Annotated in this window: 16 protein-coding genes; 3 read left to right on the plus strand and 13 right to left on the minus strand. The window is 59.1% G+C overall.

Translation table 11 applies throughout. The features are described from left to right. Positions 1-1320 (plus strand): glucoamylase family protein, encoded by a 1320-nt coding sequence (locus tag EV130_RS28920; protein WP_165918587.1) that lies wholly within the window; start codon positions 1-3, stop codon positions 1318-1320. 193 nt (positions 1321-1513) lie between these two features. On the opposite strand, the gene EV130_RS28925 is transcribed toward EV130_RS28920, so the two are convergent. Then, entirely contained in the window at positions 1514-2692 is a 1179-nt protein-coding gene (locus tag EV130_RS28925; RefSeq protein WP_132662412.1) for an acetate/propionate family kinase, read from the minus strand. 2 nt (positions 2693-2694) lie between these two features. Beyond that, entirely contained in the window at positions 2695-3201 is a 507-nt protein-coding gene (locus EV130_RS33625) for a phosphate acetyl/acyltransferase (RefSeq protein ID WP_245520136.1), read from the minus strand. Between the two features lie 755 nt (positions 3202-3956). Here EV130_RS33625 and EV130_RS28935 point away from each other — a divergent pair. Further along, entirely contained in the window at positions 3957-4277 is a 321-nt protein-coding gene (locus tag EV130_RS28935; protein WP_132662414.1) for a hypothetical protein, read from the plus strand. 371 nt (positions 4278-4648) lie between these two features. On the opposite strand, the gene EV130_RS28940 is transcribed toward EV130_RS28935, so the two are convergent. The 8 genes from EV130_RS28940 to EV130_RS28980 all read right to left on the minus strand — a co-directional run bounded on the left by EV130_RS28940 (position 4649) and on the right by EV130_RS28980 (position 11647). Further along, entirely contained in the window at positions 4649-6439 is a 1791-nt protein-coding gene (locus EV130_RS28940) for a hypothetical protein (protein ID WP_132662416.1), read from the minus strand. Between the two features lie 269 nt (positions 6440-6708). Next, positions 6709-6882 carry a hypothetical protein gene (locus tag EV130_RS32765; RefSeq protein WP_165918588.1) on the minus strand — a complete coding sequence of 58 codons (174 nt, stop codon included), beginning with the start codon at positions 6880-6882 and terminating at the stop codon, positions 6709-6711. 338 nt (positions 6883-7220) lie between these two features. Then, positions 7221-7457, minus strand: a complete 237-nt coding sequence (locus EV130_RS28950) for a hypothetical protein (protein ID WP_074062612.1) — start codon at positions 7455-7457, stop codon at positions 7221-7223. A gap of 178 nt (positions 7458-7635) precedes the next feature. After that, positions 7636-7947 carry a potassium channel family protein gene (locus EV130_RS28955; RefSeq protein WP_074062613.1) on the minus strand — a complete coding sequence of 104 codons (312 nt, stop codon included), beginning with the start codon at positions 7945-7947 and terminating at the stop codon, positions 7636-7638. 203 nt (positions 7948-8150) lie between these two features. Next, the gene (cax, locus tag EV130_RS28960) at positions 8151-9245 is read right to left on the minus strand and encodes a calcium/proton exchanger (protein ID WP_074062614.1); all 1095 of its coding nucleotides are present in this window, start codon (positions 9243-9245) and stop codon (positions 8151-8153) included. A 271-nt stretch (positions 9246-9516) separates the two neighbouring features. Continuing rightward, positions 9517-9726 carry a hypothetical protein gene (locus tag EV130_RS28965; RefSeq protein ID WP_132662418.1) on the minus strand — a complete coding sequence of 70 codons (210 nt, stop codon included), beginning with the start codon at positions 9724-9726 and terminating at the stop codon, positions 9517-9519. A gap of 565 nt (positions 9727-10291) precedes the next feature. Next, positions 10292-11248, minus strand: coding sequence for a hypothetical protein (locus EV130_RS28975; protein ID WP_132662420.1), 957 nt, complete (start codon positions 11246-11248; stop codon positions 10292-10294). A gap of 84 nt (positions 11249-11332) precedes the next feature. Further along, positions 11333-11647 carry a hypothetical protein gene (locus EV130_RS28980; RefSeq protein ID WP_245520137.1) on the minus strand — a complete coding sequence of 105 codons (315 nt, stop codon included), beginning with the start codon at positions 11645-11647 and terminating at the stop codon, positions 11333-11335. A 516-nt stretch (positions 11648-12163) separates the two neighbouring features. Between EV130_RS28980 and EV130_RS28985 the strand changes: the two genes are divergently transcribed. After that, positions 12164-12820, plus strand: a complete 657-nt coding sequence (locus tag EV130_RS28985) for a GGDEF domain-containing protein (RefSeq protein ID WP_245520138.1) — start codon at positions 12164-12166, stop codon at positions 12818-12820. Between the two features lie 192 nt (positions 12821-13012). Here EV130_RS28985 and EV130_RS28990 read toward each other — a convergent pair whose 3' ends face one another. The 3 genes from EV130_RS28990 to EV130_RS29000 are packed head-to-tail and all read right to left on the minus strand — an operon-like array spanning position 13013 to position 16535. Then, the gene (locus EV130_RS28990) at positions 13013-14116 is read right to left on the minus strand and encodes a glycoside hydrolase (RefSeq protein WP_165918589.1); all 1104 of its coding nucleotides are present in this window, start codon (positions 14114-14116) and stop codon (positions 13013-13015) included. 28 nt (positions 14117-14144) lie between these two features. Further along, positions 14145-15317, minus strand: coding sequence for a polysaccharide pyruvyl transferase family protein (locus EV130_RS28995; RefSeq protein ID WP_132662426.1), 1173 nt, complete (start codon positions 15315-15317; stop codon positions 14145-14147). A gap of 39 nt (positions 15318-15356) precedes the next feature. Next, positions 15357-16535, minus strand: a complete 1179-nt coding sequence (locus EV130_RS29000) for a polysaccharide pyruvyl transferase family protein (RefSeq protein WP_132553993.1) — start codon at positions 16533-16535, stop codon at positions 15357-15359. Between the last annotated feature and the right edge of the window lie 13 nt (positions 16536-16548).

The following is a 16548-nucleotide window of genomic DNA, read 5'->3' on the forward strand; positions in this document are numbered from 1 at the left end:
ATGCCCGAAACGCTCTCAACCGACGCCGATCTCCACCGCATGCCAACCGACGAGGATCTCGGTCGGCTGCAATTCAGCACCCTGCTGTACTATCTCCACTGCACCAATCCGGACAACGGCCTGGTTCGCGACAAGACAGAACCGAACGCCCCGGCAAGCATCGCGGCGATCGGCATGGCGCTGGCGACGATCCCCGTGGTTGTCGAACGCGGTGTCCTTATCCGCCAATTTGCAGCGAAGATTACCCGCAACCGCTTGAGATATCTGATGGCATGCCCGCAGGGGCCGGAGCCGGATTCTTCTGGGTACAAAGGTTTTTTTTACCACTTTCTGGACATCGAAACGGGCCGGCGGGTGTGGCAATGCGAGCTGTCGACGATCGACTCGGCCTTCCTGTTCGCGGGTGCCTTGACCGCCGCCACCTATTTTGACGGCGACACGGCCGACGAGGTGGAAATCCGCCAGCTCGCGATGGCGCTTTACGAGCGTGCCGACTGGAACTGGGCTCGCGATGGCGGTCCAACTTTAACGCATGGCTGGCGTCCTGAGAGTGGTTTCATTCCCTATCGGTGGCGTGGCTACGATGAAGGCCTTTTGCTCTACATCATCGGTCTAGGATCCCCAACTCACCCTTTGCCGCCCGAATGCTATGCCGCCTACACCGAAACCTATGAATGGCGAAATATCTACGGCCGCGAGCTGCTGTATTCCGGACCGCTGTTTACCCATCAACTGTCGCACATGTGGATCGACTTTCGAGGCATCCGCGATGCGTTCATGCGCCACCATGACACCGACTATTTCGAAAACAGCCGGCATGCGACATATGTCCAGCGAGAATACGCAATCCGCAACCCGATGGACTTCGCAGGCTATGGCGAACTTTGTTGGGGATTCACCGCATGCGACGGACCCGGTTGGGGCAAGCGGACGATAGCTGGGGTCGACCGAGAGTTCTTCGACTACATTGCCCGCGGGGCTCCCTTCGGACCTGACGACGGGACTGTCGCGCCATGGGTCGTCGTCGCCTCGCTGCCATTCGCGCCGGAGATCGTCGTGCCGACTGTTCGCAACTTTGCGCGTATGAATCTCGGCATGACGCGGCTTTACGGCTTCAAGCCGTCGTTCAACCAGATGTATGCCGTGGAAAACAATCAGGCCGGATGGTGGGTAAGTCCTTATCATTTCGGCATCGACCAGGGCCCGGTGGTGCTGATGATCGAAAACTATCGGACCGGCTTGCTCTGGAACATCATGCGCAAATGCAAGCCCATCGTGACCGGATTGAGACGTGCGGGATTTTCAGGGGGCTGGCTCTAGACCATGCCGGTTGGCTTCCGCCGTCGCTGTCGATTGGCATCTTCGGGAATGCGAAGGAGGTGCAGATAACCTGGCGGGACGAAGGTCCGGCGGCAGTTTTGTCTTCGCCGCATGGTCACTCCACCATTGATATCCGCCGTCCACATGGAGCACCAGCCTGGCGATCGGGCGGGCGGCGCCGTGAGGCACGGATTCAGGATGCCATTATGAGTGCAAGCGTGTGGCGGGCGATCATCAGTTCCTCATCCGTCGGCAGGACGTAGAGCGCAACGCGGCTCTGCGGAGTGGATATGCCAGTCCTGCCCGCTTCGTTGGCCGCGGGATCGAGTTCTGCTCCGAGCCAGCCAAGCCGCTCGGCGATGCGAGCGCGGATTGGCGGCGAATTCTCCCCGACGCCAGCCGTAAAGACGAAAGCGTCGAGGCCTCCGAGCGCGGCGGCAAGCATGCCGGAACTGAGCGCGCAGCGATGGATGAAGTGACTGATGGCGATGGCCGCACGCGGGTCATCGCTGGCAAGAAGATCGCGCATGTCGCCGGATGTGCCTGATAGACCCTTCAGACCGGAAGCCCTGTAGAGAAGGTCCGTAACCTCCTTCACGGTCATGCCTCTGTGGTCGAGCAGGTATAGCACGACACCAGGGTCAATCTGACCCGGCCGGGTGCTCATCGGCAAGCCGTCGAGTGCCGTAAAACCCATCGTTGTCTCGAGGCTGCGGCCGTCCTTCAGCGCGCACATGGACGCGCCGCTGCCTAGGTGGGCAATGATGATGCGCCCACCGGCGATACCGGGCGCGACTTCGGCCAACCGCTCGGCAATATATTCGTATGACAGGCCATGAAAGCCGTAACGACGCACTCCGTGCTCGTAGTAGTCCCAGGGCAAGGCGTAGCAATCCGTATGTGGGGCGTGACCGCGATGGAAAGCGGTGTCGAAACAGGCGACCTGCGGCACATCCGGATTGATTTCCATCGCCAGGCGAATCGGTGCGAGGTTGTTCGGCTGGTGCAGCGGAGCAAGCTCCTGGAACGCCGCAAGCTTGTCGAGTATGGCGTGGTCTATGAGGACCGGTGTCGCAAAGTCCGGGCCGCCGTGAACGACGCGGTGACCAGTGGCGCGGAGCGTGATACCCCTTAGGGTCAGCAACCACGCACGGGTTTCAGCGATTGCCGCCGGCAGGTGGTCGACCGCCTCTGGCGCATATCGACGATCAACCAGGACCGTTCCGTCGGCGGCGCTCGCCGTTAGACGAGGCCGTACTCCGATGCCATCGATCTGACCGCGAATGAAGCGCTTTGGGACGGAACCGGCGATCTCGAAGATCTGGAATTTCAAGCTCGACGAGCCGGCGTTGACGACAAGGATCGTGTCCATGTTCAGGCCGCCAATTCTGTTACGCGCCGCCGGGAAGCGGCGCAGAGTGTCGCCACCGCGCGCGACACCAGACGGCTTCGCACGCAATGGGAACGCGATGTCAGCACGATCGGCACACGGACGCCTAGAACAATGCCCGCGGCATCCGCGTGGGCGAGGAATGTCGCCCGAATTTTTGCAACGGTCCCTGCCAGGACAGGAATAATCAGCCTATTCTGCGCGGCCACAAGCGCGCCCGGCAAGGATGTCTCGTCGCAGGGATGCGCCCCGATCGTGACGGCAGGCGAAGCCTCCCGTGCAGCGAAAATCAGGCGGTCGTATTCTGACTGCTCAGCTTTGGTCATGGAAAGGTCGGTCACTTGGGAAGCTCCCTCTGCTTCGATCAGGATGGCCTGCGAACGCGAGCGGTCTTGCTTGACCGGTCCAAGGACGTTGCCGCCGAATTCCTCCTTGCCGAGGCTGAGGCTGAACAGCTGAGCCGCACGCTCGAGGCGATCGGTTGCCGCCACCTCCGGCGCCCCGACGACACCTGCGCAGGGTCTCGAAGATCTTTCGGCGCTCGCCTATGCCCCCGGCAGGAGTGCCGGAAGGGCCCAGGCTCGTCGATCAATAGGACGAAATCCTATTCCCGCATCATCGTCTCGAACTCAGCCCGCGTCAATCGACCTGCGCCGGCATGACTGCGCCTGATCCTGCCGATAGCCTCGAAATCGCGTTCATCGGACTCTGCCATGCATTATGCCGACAGCGCAGCGAACAGTAAGGCAGCTCCTTTCTCTTTCACCACGGCGATCTGGTTCAAGCACTTTGGGCGCGCCTTGCGCGGTGAGCGGCTGCAGGCCGGCTCGATGCCAAACGCGGCCCGCAGGCGTAAACAGCAAGGAAGCGTCCCCCCCCCGGCGGGCGTTCCGGCGGCGCAACGGCCGCCAGGACGACCGATGGGGCAAAGACGCGGTAGTTCGCGAGATTGCTGTCCGAGAGTTGGGCCCCAGCGGCGAAGCGATGTTTCGTGCTCGATGCCATTGCCGCCAAGATCGCAGATTGTCATCCAGCGTGCGCATTTGCAGCGCATGATCCACTACCCTGTCACAAGGTCCGGAGTCCGCGCACAACTCGACTCACGCGAGGAACGGTAGTATTGTTTTTCAGTATTTTTTCAGTTCGCATGCAAACGGGACTGTTCGGCTTTTGGAGCGAAGACCGCCCCGTTTTTTCTAATTGCAGCTCTATGAATTGGATGTTGTAAACAGGGGGAGATTTCGAAGTGAACTTAGCAAAAGCTGTTACTGCGGGTATCTTGTTTCAACTTTCTGTATGCTCATATTCAGAAGCTCTGGCGAGCGAACCATTGGAGGATTTTCCGTTTGTCGTCACCTGTGAATACAAGGGCCTCCATCACGCCTACTATCTTTCGAAGTTAGGGCCAGACGGCGTGGCAACCTACATCACTCCGGACCGGCTTGCCGGAACGATTTCGATAGACGGCCAAGCAAAAGCCAGGGGCGAAGGCCAGGTGGGGAGCTGTCTCGGGAAAACACTCAAGGAGCTGAGAGCGTCCGGCCAAGCTTACGACATTAAGCGCTAGAGAGCCCGACGCCATCCGATGGCCAAGCTGGAGGTCGGGGTTCGTCAAGAGCCGGGCCCCTCCAGATACCTCCGAGAAACATCGCGGCCGGGCGTTTTGGTTGCTGATTTTCGACGTCGAGCACGCAGGCATCAATCGACGAGCGTGCCATCGGAATCCGCAACCATCCGGCAAACACCTCGTTCAGGCGACAAAGTGGCTAATGCCCTTACGCCCCCGTCTCCACTGTCGCTTGGATCCCATGGCATCGCGGCGGCTCGCAAGGCTGACGAAGAAGTGATTCAAGAGCGCAGGGCGTGATCGTGCGACCGACGGTGTTTCCTTGAGACGATCCAAAATCGGATGGTGAAATTCACCACTCACGGCGTGATTCATTCTGTTTGCGCCTTTTCGCCCGAGACGGCGAGCCCCGCAGCCTCCAATCCGGCGAAAAACCGCTCCTGGTCCTCGGTCCGCGCCAGCCGGCTGACAACCTCCCGCCTGATATTCGGGATCAACGCCGGAGACCGGGCCTTGATCCAGTCGATTTGCTCCTTTGCGTCAGCCGTTTTTCCAAGGCTGCCGAGGATAGAAAGCAGAACGAGGCGGTGCATTGGATTGTAGTTCAGATCCGACATGCGTGACCATAATTCGGCGGCCTGCGTGTCCCCCCGCATGAAGGCGCAGAGTGCCATTCCCACTTCGTAATATCCGCGTGGCCCGGCATTCTTATTGACGGCTTCCAAAATGAGCTGGCAGCCCCTGTCCCATTGTCCCGACATCGACAGGCGCAAGCCATGTTCGCCCGCCACCTCGGTGTCATTCGGATTGCTGGCATAGGCTGCCTCGCCAGCGCGCAGGGCTCCCGTCGGGTCATTGGCGAAGAAATTGGCAAGCATTAGCGCTTGCAGCGCGCGGGCATTGTTTGGGTCTAGCTGCACGGCGCGTTCGGCAAACTCCTTTGCTACGTCAAGCGTGACAGCCATGGGCTTCGTGTTCAACTGATACGGAAAGCGGAACTCGTCGAGATATGTCAGCGACAGAAAGGCCGTGGCGTTGGAATCGGCAGGCATTTTTTCGACCGCCCGTTGCAGACACGATTTTGTCACCTCATGCGCCTGGGCAGTCATCTCGCTACGGTAGCTATAATAGGACAAGATACATGAAAAGGCGTCGGCGCCGCCGGCGATGCTGGCGGTGTCGGTCTGGAACATGACGCCAAACGGACGCGCCACTGCCGTTGCAATATGTTCGGCAAGACTCGCCTGCGTCTTCAGGATGCCTTGCACCTTCATGTCGGCATCGTAATTATTCGCCCATATGACCGCTCCATCCGCCCGCCGAACAAGTCTGGCAGTCGAGCGCAGCATACTGCTCTCCAGCCGCACACTTCCCTGAAGAGCATAAAGCGGTTCCGTCGAAGTCTGCCCCTGTTTGAACTGCGGCAAGTCGGCAACGACGACAATGTCATTGAAGGGGACGAGCGTTTCGATGATGTCGTCGGTAATGCCGCGTGAGATTTCGGATGCAAGTCTCCCGTCCGAGCCACTTTCAAAGCGCTCGACGACAACGGTGAGGCGATTGCCGGTTCCCGATTGTGTTTCGCCTCCCGCATCGAACAATCTCTGGTGTTGAAGCATCGCCGCGGCCGAGACACAGGTGATCACCACTCCTCCGGCAAGGAGCCAGTGCCGGTATCGCGACGAATGCCGGGTAGCCCCGATTTGGCTGACGGCATCCTTGATGGCATCGACCCGTTGTGCGCCCTCTCCCGAAGACATCGGCCGATTCGATTGCAGAGCTGCGGTTTCAACGCCCGGCCGCACTTCAAAGACCGGCGCATAACCGCCCCTCGGAATTGTGATGATGACCCGATCGGCGCCACCGGCGGTCAGGTAATAGTGCTCCAGCTCTCTGCGCAGTCGCCCTGCTTCGATGCGCACACATGGATCCTGCTGAGCGTCGAAGTTCGCATCCCTGCCAAAAACAGCTTGCGCGATGGTAAAGGCCTTCAGGTAATTGCGACGACCGGCAAGCGCTTCGGTAACTACGAATTCCAGGAATCGCCTCGCCCGCTCGGGAAGGCGAAATTCCGGGCTGGAAAGTACGCGCTCGAGCTGCTGCTGCACTTCTTCCTCTGAAGCCGGGCCGCTGCCAGTCGTATCAACGCCTGCATTTGTCATCGCCCCCAGACTCCGATTTGCAAGCAACCTGCAGTATGCAATCATGGACGATAGTCCCGAGCTGGCCGAGCGGCAACACAATTCAATCGAACAAACTAATTTAGTATAAACTAATTAAAAGTATCCTGACGAGCCGACCGCCGGCGACATCATCGAGAAATACCGCGGTCTTCATGACAGCAGATACTGGAGGTGGACGTTTTTGCAGGCTCCATCCCCTATGAACGACTGAAGTTCGATGCGCTTCTCGGAAAGTGCCGCAGCGGGTTTCAGGCTTCGTCGAGGATCGCAGTATCCGCCACGTCGAGCCCGACATGACGCCATAATCCCAGCCAGGAACGGGGGCGGATCGACAGATCGGCCGATGCCATAGCGCAAAGAACCGGCTCGGGACAGACTTCGATAGAGGCCAAAGCAAGCGATTTCGTTCGATTGGGCATCATCGCGCTTTCCGGCTACTGGACCACGGTTCTCATCGCTCCCTTCGCACTCCTGGTCGTTTAGTCTTGCCGTTGCACTGTTGCCGATGTCACGGCCGGTCGGAAACGGGCGATCGTTGCGGCCATTTGTCATCGTCGTCGGCATGATCGCCCCCTCGCCCTCTGGTCAATTTCGCCGATGCCGCACAGACGCTTCGGCAAATTATGGACTTGAAGTTCTATGCTCTTGTCGGATGCTGGAAGCCTGCGCCCGGCCCGCGGCACCATCCGCCGGATCTGAAGGTAGTCCACCTAGCAGTTTCGATGCCGAGCCGGCACGAACGCGATAGGCATTGTCAGGCTCACTGGTCTTTGCAGTAGACAACGACCTCCTGCTCTATTTCCCGGCACAGCTGTTCATATTCAGAAATCAGCTTGTCTTCCCGTGGGCTCTGGTTTCGAAAACGGTCCAGCGCATCGACGGCAAGATCATAGGCTTCAAACATCTCACCGAGCGCTTCACTGCTCATGCCCGCCAGAAGGTGGCGGATATCGGGAAGTCGCAACATCAATTTTCTGCGGCCGCGTTCTCTGCTCATTGTTTGGCTCCGCCTTCGCAATCAATCCGGGAAGTCATACAAAATCGCTTTCACTTCGGATCCTTTGCAGATCCGCATCGATATGTCTTCAAAATGCGAAATTCGGTCGGCCGCCTCGGGATTTATGACCTCGAACGGCAGTGTCTCGCACATCCGCCGCGCTCGGATCAGGACTTTTCTATTCCACGTTGCCTCGATCGGTCGCGTTCAGTGCCTTCACGGTGACAGCCGCAACGACACCGGTCAGCACAATGCCCGCAAAGCCAATCACCAGTGCCAGCACCCGCGCCGACACATGTTTGGGCGTAAAATCACCATAGCCGATGGTAAGTCCGGTCACGAACGTGAAATAGAGGGCTTCGTCGATCCGCCAATTTTCTATCCGCCATATTGCAAGGCCGGAGACGACCATGACGGATACGATGCCGGACAGGATCGGCCAAATTATGCGAAGCTGCCGAGCGAGCGCTATGAAGAACAGACGCCGCATTTTCCGGGCGCCCGGTTCGTTGCCTGTTTCTACTGCCACGACTTTCGACCTTTCTGTGGTTCAGCGTCAGGTGAGAGCTATGAAGCGTGGGGCCAGCATATCCGGGAATGCTTATCGGGTCGCATCAAGTCTCCATCCACCATACCGATACTTGCTTCAGATGATCGTCGCACCGGGACATGGCGTTCCGTTGCAGGGCGGCTTTACTGCATTCGTGGCGGCAAGACATACAGCGTTATGGCGAAGATCAAATACACCATCAGCACCAAGACACCGACGAACCATGCCGACCGTCCGCTATTGGTTACGAACATCGCAGTGATGGTCGCAAGGAGTACCATCACCACAACACCTGGCGCGAATTGCAGGTCCATCGGCGACGGGCCGATCACGTAACTCAGTAGCACCAGCACGGGTGCAACGAACAGCGCAATCTGGGAAGCGCTTCCGAGCGCGATACCCACGCTCAGGTCGAGCCGGTTCTTGCGGGCGCCGGAGAACGCCGAGGCCATTTCGGCGGCGCCGCCAACCAGGGCGACGACAATGAAACCGACAAAGGCAGGCGTCATTCCGAAGGCTTCGGCCGCCTTTTGCACGGACTCGACGAAGATCTCGCTCACCAGCGCTACGAGGACGGTTACGCCGGCGAGCGTGCCCAGGGCCAAGCCGATCGGCCAGGGCATCTCGTCATTGTGCGCGTGCTCCGCTGCCGCGAAAATCTCCCGGTGTGTCTTGAGGCTGAACAGCAGCCCAAGTCCGTATCCGACGATGAGCATGACGGCCAGGCCAAGACTGAGCTTCTGGGTGACGGCCGCGGCCGAAGTGGAGTCCATCTCGGCAACAGCCGAAGGCATCAGCAGCCCGACTGTGGCGAGAAAGAGCAGGCCCGCTTGAAGACGGGCGCTGGCTCGGTTGAACTCCTGGAAGTGGTATTTAAGCCCGCCCAGAAAGAACGAGGCACCCAGCATGAACAGCGTGTTGGTTACAATGGCGCCGGCGATGGAGGATTTCACCAGGGTATACTCCCCGGCGCGCAACGCAGCCAGTGCGATGACCAGCTCGGTGAGATTTCCCAAGGTCGCATTGAGCAACCCGCCTGCGGCGTCACCCGTCTTGGCCGCAACAGATTCAGTAGCGTGACTGAGCAGCCCGGCCAGTGGCACGATGGCAAGTACCGACAGGATAAAGAGCGTCGTGTGTGCCTCGGGGATCAATATCGCAGCAGCAAACACCAGCGGTACAGCGACCAGCAACCACAGCATGGGGCTGTCGCGTATTTCTTTTAGAAGAAGACTCAACCCTTCACTCCCGCTGGGGCAGCCCGAGCAGATCGTGGCAGTTTGCAGGCGTCAGGTGCTGATGAGCCAGAGACGGTCTGCAGACCATCACGGTTCTCAGCGCTTTCCAATCTCCCAATGGACACCGAAACTCCGCATGCGGCCCTCCTCAGTTTTTGAGACAGCGGCCGCGCCGCCGGCTCTATGAACTCCATCAGACTATTTTGGCCCGTCCTCTCATGTCATTGATCGCAGACAAGGTGCGCCGCGCCATCGTGCGATTTTGTCGCGATCAATGAAGTTCGAAAACATCGCATCGATGCACTATCTGCCAAGTGCGCCAGTGAGTGGGGTGCACTTCCAGTCGTTCTCCGGTCATGGCGTTGATCCAACCACCAGCCAGGCGCTGGCAAGGGAAAATCAAGGCATGGACGCCTTCGTCGTCGATGACGGAAAGCTCTATATCCTCGTCGAATGGAGCGTCGACGACCAACCGCCACATCACCGACTCCTTCTGCGACGATGCACGAGCGTCAACCGGACAGGGGCCATAATTCGCCATGCCAGTCACGCTGTCGGCGTGGTTGCTCCGGCCAGCGCTTCGCGGTTGTCGCGATGTTTCCATTTGTCTAGTAGCGGAATCATCAGGCCCGGGCATTGATCCTGGTCAATGGAGGCGAAAGGAGCCTGGCAAGCTCGCAAGCTCTTCCGATGGAAAACGACCTTAAGACCCCATGTCGTTGATGACGAGGAATCGCTCAGACGGTCGGGGACCACTTCCTTATTAGTACGGGCAGGTTTTGCCGTTCGGACGCACAGCTGCGCAAACGCGTCGGCGGAACTTCCGCCTATTTTCGGAAGGAGCTGGATCTCAATGGTGCGCTTTGGAGAGGTCTCTCCGACGGGGCCTCAATCCCTAGACCCCGACGTGCCGCGTCGCGGGAATGGGTTGCTGGTCAAACGTTGACCTTGTGGACGCCGTTGAATGGAACGTATTTAAGAGCAGTTCCTCAACGGGCTGCGCCCCTGCGGATTGGTCATTGCCCGATGTCAGTCCGATAAGGCCGCTACGGATCAGTGCCTGCGTCGCTCAGCTTGCGGCTGTTTGAAATCTCCATCGCGACCTGCGCGGCAATCTCGTGCTCGATGTCGAGAACGATCTGGTTCCGCTGCTCGCGATCATATTGCTTTGCCCAGACGACCGCCCCGTCGGCACCGTCTATCAAGCGAACATGCAGGTGAACGACCTCGCCCTCCACAAGTGCACTTCCCTGAATGTTGAACAGCAGTCCGGCCGTTTCCGTGCCGGGGTGGTTCGAATTACTAACGACAATGTTTTCAACTTTCGAGAGGTTCCCAATCAGCTGATCGGTCAGTTCCCTGGCTAAATCGTCGGCATGTGCGGTGCCGCCGACGGCCACAAAGGGCTCGACGAGGATCGTCACTCTGCTTGTCAGCGTTGAAGCAGCAGTGGCGGGGGACGGTTCCGGCGGCAGGAAATAGGATTCGAGCGGACGGATAACGGCGAGTACCGCCATGATGCCGAGCAGGACAGGGAGGCCAATCGGCAGCAGAAGATCGCGATAGGTCGTCGGCCCAGTTTGCCGTCGCATGTTCTCGCCGTCTTGCTGAGCGGCAGCTTCGCCTGCAATGCACCTTTTCTCGCCGACCAGAAACCGTGGAGCATAACCTCCTTTGGGAATCGTAATCCGTATCGGGTCGTTTCTTCCGCACACGAGATAATATCGCTCAAGTGCGCGGCGGATTCGGCCCGCCTCTATGCGGACGACCGGGTCATTCTGAGCATCGAAGGACGCATCGCGCCCGAAAACGGCATGCGCGATCCTGCAGGCCTTCAGCTGTTCGGCGCGCCCTTCGAGCGTTTCTTCAACGATATATCGCAGGAAGCGACGTCCGCGCTCGGGAACTTGGAATTCCGCACTTTCAAGTATGCGGTCAAGCTGGGCTCGCACGCTTGCGGAATCCCGAGATGCGTGGCCTTCCTCTCCGTTTTCCGATCCCATCGAGACCTCCCGCGACACGTTCGTATGGCTTCCTCAAAGGACGAATGCCTTATACTCCTCTCGGTGGTCCCAGGCTTCTTCAAATTAGCAATACGCAGGGGTACGTAACCGACCGACTACCGCGGAGATTTCCTTTTTGATGCGCGCGATGAGCTTTTCGTCGTCGACAAAGCTGTCGGGGACGTCGTCCATTCGCCAGGCGTGCGGCAGGCCCAGACGATCCAGTTCGTTTTCGATGTCGTTGCGGTGAGAACGGGTGGTGGCCTCGTCCGGTCCGGACATAGACGCTGATGATGCTTGCGTGGCTAAGGTTGTCATCATTCTAACGATCGCCTGAAGAAGCTTGGCATCTTCGTCGAGCAGTTTGGCAAGGTAGTCGATGCCACCTTGCCTTACCATTGGCTATCGCGATTTCCGCCAGGCAGTGCCAATCGACCGATCGGTCGGCTGCGTTTTGCCAGCGTGCTTTGCCTTGAACGCGACAAAGCCCACCACGATGGGGAGGCCTTTGTTGTTTTCATGTCTTGTAATTCTCGTTGCGGTGACCTGATGGCGCAGAGACTTGTAGATTTTACCCCTATGGCAATCGAGCCGCAGGCCTTCCACGGTTTTCTGTGTTTGAAGCGAATAGTCACGGCGTTAACGCGGAAGGTGCGAATGTTTTTAAACGGCGCATTGGCCTGGGCCTCCACAGGCCATGATCTGGTTGACGTGACGATCAAATTCTTCGTGGCCCTTTGCTAAAATGCCATCAGATTTATTCACCTGGTATTTCATCGAAGCCCTTAACGATAGCGACCACTGTAAAAGCTCCGTTAACCGATGACTCTGCAATTTCGTTGTCGCCAGGCCGTAAACGCCCCACATATCAAGATAGCAATGCTCCGCGCCCTTGCCTCTGCGACTGGAGTGACCGTGGTCGTTTGGGCACTGAGCCAGCTTGTTCCCGAACCTCCATTTTGGGTGGAATTGACCGGCGTGGCATTAATTTCGGCTGCTGTCACATTCGGGTTTCAATTGGCAATCAACGAAGCGCTTCGTGATACCCAAAAAGAACTTCAGCACGCGCTCCGTCACGATCCCGTCACCGGTACATTGCGCGCCAGCGAATTTGCGAACTCAGTTGAGCAAGCGATAGACCGCAGGCGCGTGAGCAGCACGGAAAAGCCAGATGGCGTCATGCTCGTTCTCAGTGTCGGTAATTTCGATGAGATCGGTCGTCGCTATGGTCCGCAATGGGCCGATACGCTGCTTCAATCGATTGTTCGGATCGTGCATTCTTCCCTGCGCTATGGTGATCTCGTCGCCCGCCTTGCCTCCGACGAACTCGGCATCTATTTGCCCGGCACAACAATGGAAAATGCCAGCAATATCTGCGAGCGCATCCGCGCGCGGGTACAGGAAACCACGTTCACAGCCGGACAAGAGCGTCAGATATCGGTGACGGTGCGGCTTGGCGGTACCAGGGTCGAGGACCAGGCCGACTTTCAGGCACTCCGCCAGGCTGCTAACCGCGCCGCCCTGGCGGAGGAAGAAGCTGGCCCACCCCTATTCCGGGAGCTGTTCTCGTGAACGACAGGCTTTAGCGTCTGCCGCGAGTAATAGGGCTTTACGGTCTTCAGACCAGAGCTGCCTCCGGCGGACGTCGTCTTATCCCTAACGGGGACGGATAATGTAACCAGTTGTGTGTCCGCAGACCTTCCGTCACCGTTTCCCAGCGCGGCCGCGCGGACCTCGGCTACGGGAACGGACAGACTTGACCCGTCATCTCGCTACCCCGCCGCTGTTCGCTTCGGTGGCCGCAACGCCGGCCGGGCTCAGGGCGCCGCAACGCCAGACGCTGTAGACCGGTTGGGTGTCCCAGTCATAGTAGAAGGCAGCTTTCAGCCTTCCCTTCTCCATCAGCTCCGCGAAGCTGCGGCGCACGGCACGGACCGCCACTTCCCGCTCGCGATCATCGACCGGACAGGAAAGCTCGGTGTTGGCAATGCCCCATTCGCTCACCCAGCACGGCTTGCCTTCCCCTTCAGGCCGGCAAAAGTCGAGAAGCCTCGTTACATAGCGCGCAAGCGCTGCATCATTCTTGCGCCCCGGATAGAGATGGATGCCGTAGCCATCGACCAGCGCATCGATCCCCCGCTTGCGCAGGAGCGAAATGAACTCGCCCGGTTCGAGCCGTTCCATGCCGCGGCGGTCGGCCTCGCCAGTGCCGACGTCGGAAAGTCCGGCCGAAATCAGAAGCGCGTCGCGGCTATAGACCGTCGCCCGCAATTCTTCCCGGGTGATGCGGAGGCCGCCGACATATGCGTCGAGCCCGCGTTCGAAGGCCGAGCGATTTGCAAGTTCCGAAACGTTACGCGGCGTCTGCCGTCCGGGTTTTTCGTAGACGGCGAGGTCGCCATTGTAAGCGCTATAGTTTATTTCATTTCCAGGCTCGACGCCGTCGATGCGGATGCCCATTTCGTCGATGCGGCGAAGCGCCGAGCGCAACTGCGCTCGGTAGAGATCGAGATCGAGATCCGAAAGCCGCTGAACATCCCAGATGCGGCCGAAACCGGTGCGGGGACGTGCCTGCGAGGAATAGTAGTCTTTGTTGCCGAGCTGGATCTCGAGGAGGATTTTCAGCCCCAGCCGGTCCGCGATTTCGAGCGCGTCAATGCTCTTGTCCACCGGCCTTGACAGCGAAAGCCGGATATGGGTGATGCCGCTTGCCGCGATCTCCTTCAGCACGCGCTCCTGATCGGCGCGGGAAACCCAGGCCAGATTTACGCGGTTAATGCCGATGCGACCGGGAAGCGGCTCATCCGCGCCCGCTGGTGGAACCGGGATAAAGGCCCAAACCACTGCCAGCGCGCAAGCAAGGAGCATGCGCGTCTTTGCCGGCGCCCTCATCCGCTCAAAGTCCGATCTGCCCCAGAGCATTGCGGAAATTCGCCTCGCAAGCGGAGTAACGATCGATCACGGTCTGCGTGTCGATCTTGCCGAGGAAGTTGGCAAGATAGGAACGCTTGTCCGACTCCCTGTTCCAGGTGGCTGCCTCAATGTAGGGGAAGCCGATAAATTCGAGCATCTCCCGCATCCGGTCGTCGACGGCGATCATGAGGGCAGGCGTGCCGGCCTGCATGCCGATGATGCAGCCGTGAAAGCGGCGGCCGAAGCAGAGATCGCGCGCCGACATCGCCCCGCGCCACTGGTTCGTATCGAAATAGATCAGCAGTTCGTATTTCCGCTGCCATTTCTCCGAATGCTTGTATTCCGTCCCTCCCGTGATGCGCCCGCTCGACCGGTCATAGACTGTGTCATTGTCGTCGCCTGTCAGGGAGAGGCTGTAGGCAACCACTTCGTCCTGGACGACATAGCTTGCCACGCTGTCGGGCTTGAGCAGCGCATGGGCATCCACGATCGTATCGGCAACGCTACCGAGATAGCCGCCGAAGGCGATCCTCTGGGCCTCCACCAGTCCCGGATTGGCAAGTGCCGCAAGCGAGCGCTTCATGTCGTTCGGCGAGAAGTAGAGCGACGGGCAGCCCGTCGGCTTGACGAACTTCATCCCCTGCTCCCTGAGGAACTCGGCGGTGAAGTAGCCACGCGTGAGGAAGAAGCTTTCCTTGTTCCTCAACACCTCCAGGAACTTGATCGTGCCGGCCGGCAGCTGATCCTTGAGGCCTTCCTTGCGCTGGATACCGATGCCCATCACCACAATCGGCATCTTCAGCTTCGCGAAGATCTCCGCTTCCAGATCAGCGGAATAGCCGGGGCGCAACAGATTGGCGGAGGCGAAGACGCATAAGTCGAACTCGCGGTTCACGCGCTCGTAAAGCTCGTTCGAGTCGCGATGGTTGGCGAGATGCCAGAACGGCAGATAGGTGACGTCATGACCGCGCAGGCTCTCAGCCGCTCCTTCGCCGATCAGATAGTTGCCGGTGTTGGCGATCTTCCTGACCTGCGAGATCAGGCCCTTCCTGGTCCTGGTCTCGTCGAAATAGGGCCGATGGATGACGGTCGTGCCTGAGACGTCCGCAATCGTCCGCTGCAGATAGGATGGAATGCCCGTAAGCAATATACGCATAACTGTCCTCTGAACCGAAAAGTGATGGCCCTCTGGCCGCTATAGACCAATGCCGATTTCACGAAGCGTAGTGCGGAAGGCGCGCTCGCGGTCGGAATACCGGTCGACGAGTTCATTCGTGTTGAGCTTTGCCAGATGATCGGCCACGAACTCGGCGCGGTTCTCCGCCTTGTCGACCTCGGTGATGTCGACGGCCGGTAGGCCGGTGAAGCCCAGCATCTCGCGCATGCGGTCGTCCACCGCCACCATCAGGCTCGGCACGGCCGCCTGCATGGCGATGATCGAGCCGTGGAAACGACGGCCGAAATTGAAGTCCATCGACGAGGCCCAGGCGCGCCACTGGTTGGTGTCGAAGAAGGTGCGAGCCTCGAACCGCCGCCTCTCCCGCTCGGTGCCGGGATAGGCGATATCGCCGATCATCAGGCCCGACGCGGAATCATAGACGCGCCCCTCGTCGTTAGGCTCCACCTTCATATCGAAGTGGAGGAACTCGTCCTGCACCACGTATTGCGGCACGGTTTCCGGCGGGGTCAGCGCATTCGCATCGACGATAGCATCCTGATTGCCGCCGAGGTAGCCTGAAAAGATTGTCCGCGCCTTGCCGATATTGACGCTCGACAGCTTCCTCATGGACCGGCGCATGTTGGCCGGCATGAAGTAGACTGAAGGGCAACCGGTCGGGCGCACGAAGGAGAAACCCTGGTCCTTTAAGAAGCCGGCAGTTTCGTGGCCGCGTGTCAGGAAGTAGTGCTCACGCTCCTTCAGGATGGCCAGAAGCCGCTTCGTTCCCTCCGGAAGATTGTTCTCAAGGTCCTTGCGGTTCTGCAGGCCGATGCCCAGCATGACGATTGGCATGTTAAGCCGGCTTAGGACATCCGCCTCTGCGTCCGCGGAGAGGCCTTTACGCAAGAGGTTCGCGCAGGTGAAGACGCAGATGTCGAAGTTGGCGTTAAACTCGTCGAACCCATTGCCGTTCTTGCTCAAATTGTAGAGATGCCAGAAGGGAACTTGCTTCGCATGTGGCGCGAGCGCATGCAGGGCGCCCTCACCGATGAGGTAGTTCCCGGTATTGCTGATGTTGCGCAGTTCCTGCAGAAACTCTTCCTTCGTTTCCGGCTGCTTCTGTCGCTCCGCATAGGAGACGGACAGGCCGTGGGCGCCGTTGGCAAGGCGCGTGTAGTGACCGGGAATACCCGTCACGAGAATTCGCGGACGCATTCGACTAGACCTT

This window comes from Rhizobium azibense (genome assembly GCF_004342325.1).
GTDB lineage: Bacteria > Pseudomonadota > Alphaproteobacteria > Rhizobiales > Rhizobiaceae > Rhizobium > Rhizobium etli_B.

Coding starts and splice junctions, on each gene's coding strand:
- EV130_RS28975 (WP_132662420.1), bottom strand. CDS start 11,248: ATGGGATCGGAAAACGGAGAGGAAGGCCACGCATCTCGGGATTCCGCA.
- EV130_RS28990 (WP_165918589.1), bottom strand. CDS start 14,116: ATGCTCCTTGCTTGCGCGCTGGCAGTGGTTTGGGCCTTTATCCCGGTT.
- EV130_RS28995 (WP_132662426.1), bottom strand. CDS start 15,317: ATGCGTATATTGCTTACGGGCATTCCATCCTATCTGCAGCGGACGATT.
- EV130_RS32765 (WP_165918588.1), bottom strand. CDS start 6,882: ATGATGCCCAATCGAACGAAATCGCTTGCTTTGGCCTCTATCGAAGTC.
- EV130_RS28980 (WP_245520137.1), bottom strand. CDS start 11,647: ATGGTAAGGCAAGGTGGCATCGACTACCTTGCCAAACTGCTCGACGAA.
- EV130_RS28950 (WP_074062612.1), bottom strand. CDS start 7,457: ATGAGCAGAGAACGCGGCCGCAGAAAATTGATGTTGCGACTTCCCGAT.
- EV130_RS28925 (WP_132662412.1), bottom strand. CDS start 2,692: ATGGACACGATCCTTGTCGTCAACGCCGGCTCGTCGAGCTTGAAATTC.
- EV130_RS28940 (WP_132662416.1), bottom strand. CDS start 6,439: ATGACAAATGCAGGCGTTGATACGACTGGCAGCGGCCCGGCTTCAGAG.
- EV130_RS28920 (WP_165918587.1), top strand. CDS start 1: ATGCCCGAAACGCTCTCAACCGACGCCGATCTCCACCGCATGCCAACC.
- EV130_RS28955 (WP_074062613.1), bottom strand. CDS start 7,947: ATGCGGCGTCTGTTCTTCATAGCGCTCGCTCGGCAGCTTCGCATAATT.
- EV130_RS28965 (WP_132662418.1), bottom strand. CDS start 9,726: ATGTGGCGGTTGGTCGTCGACGCTCCATTCGACGAGGATATAGAGCTT.
- EV130_RS29000 (WP_132553993.1), bottom strand. CDS start 16,535: ATGCGTCCGCGAATTCTCGTGACGGGTATTCCCGGTCACTACACGCGC.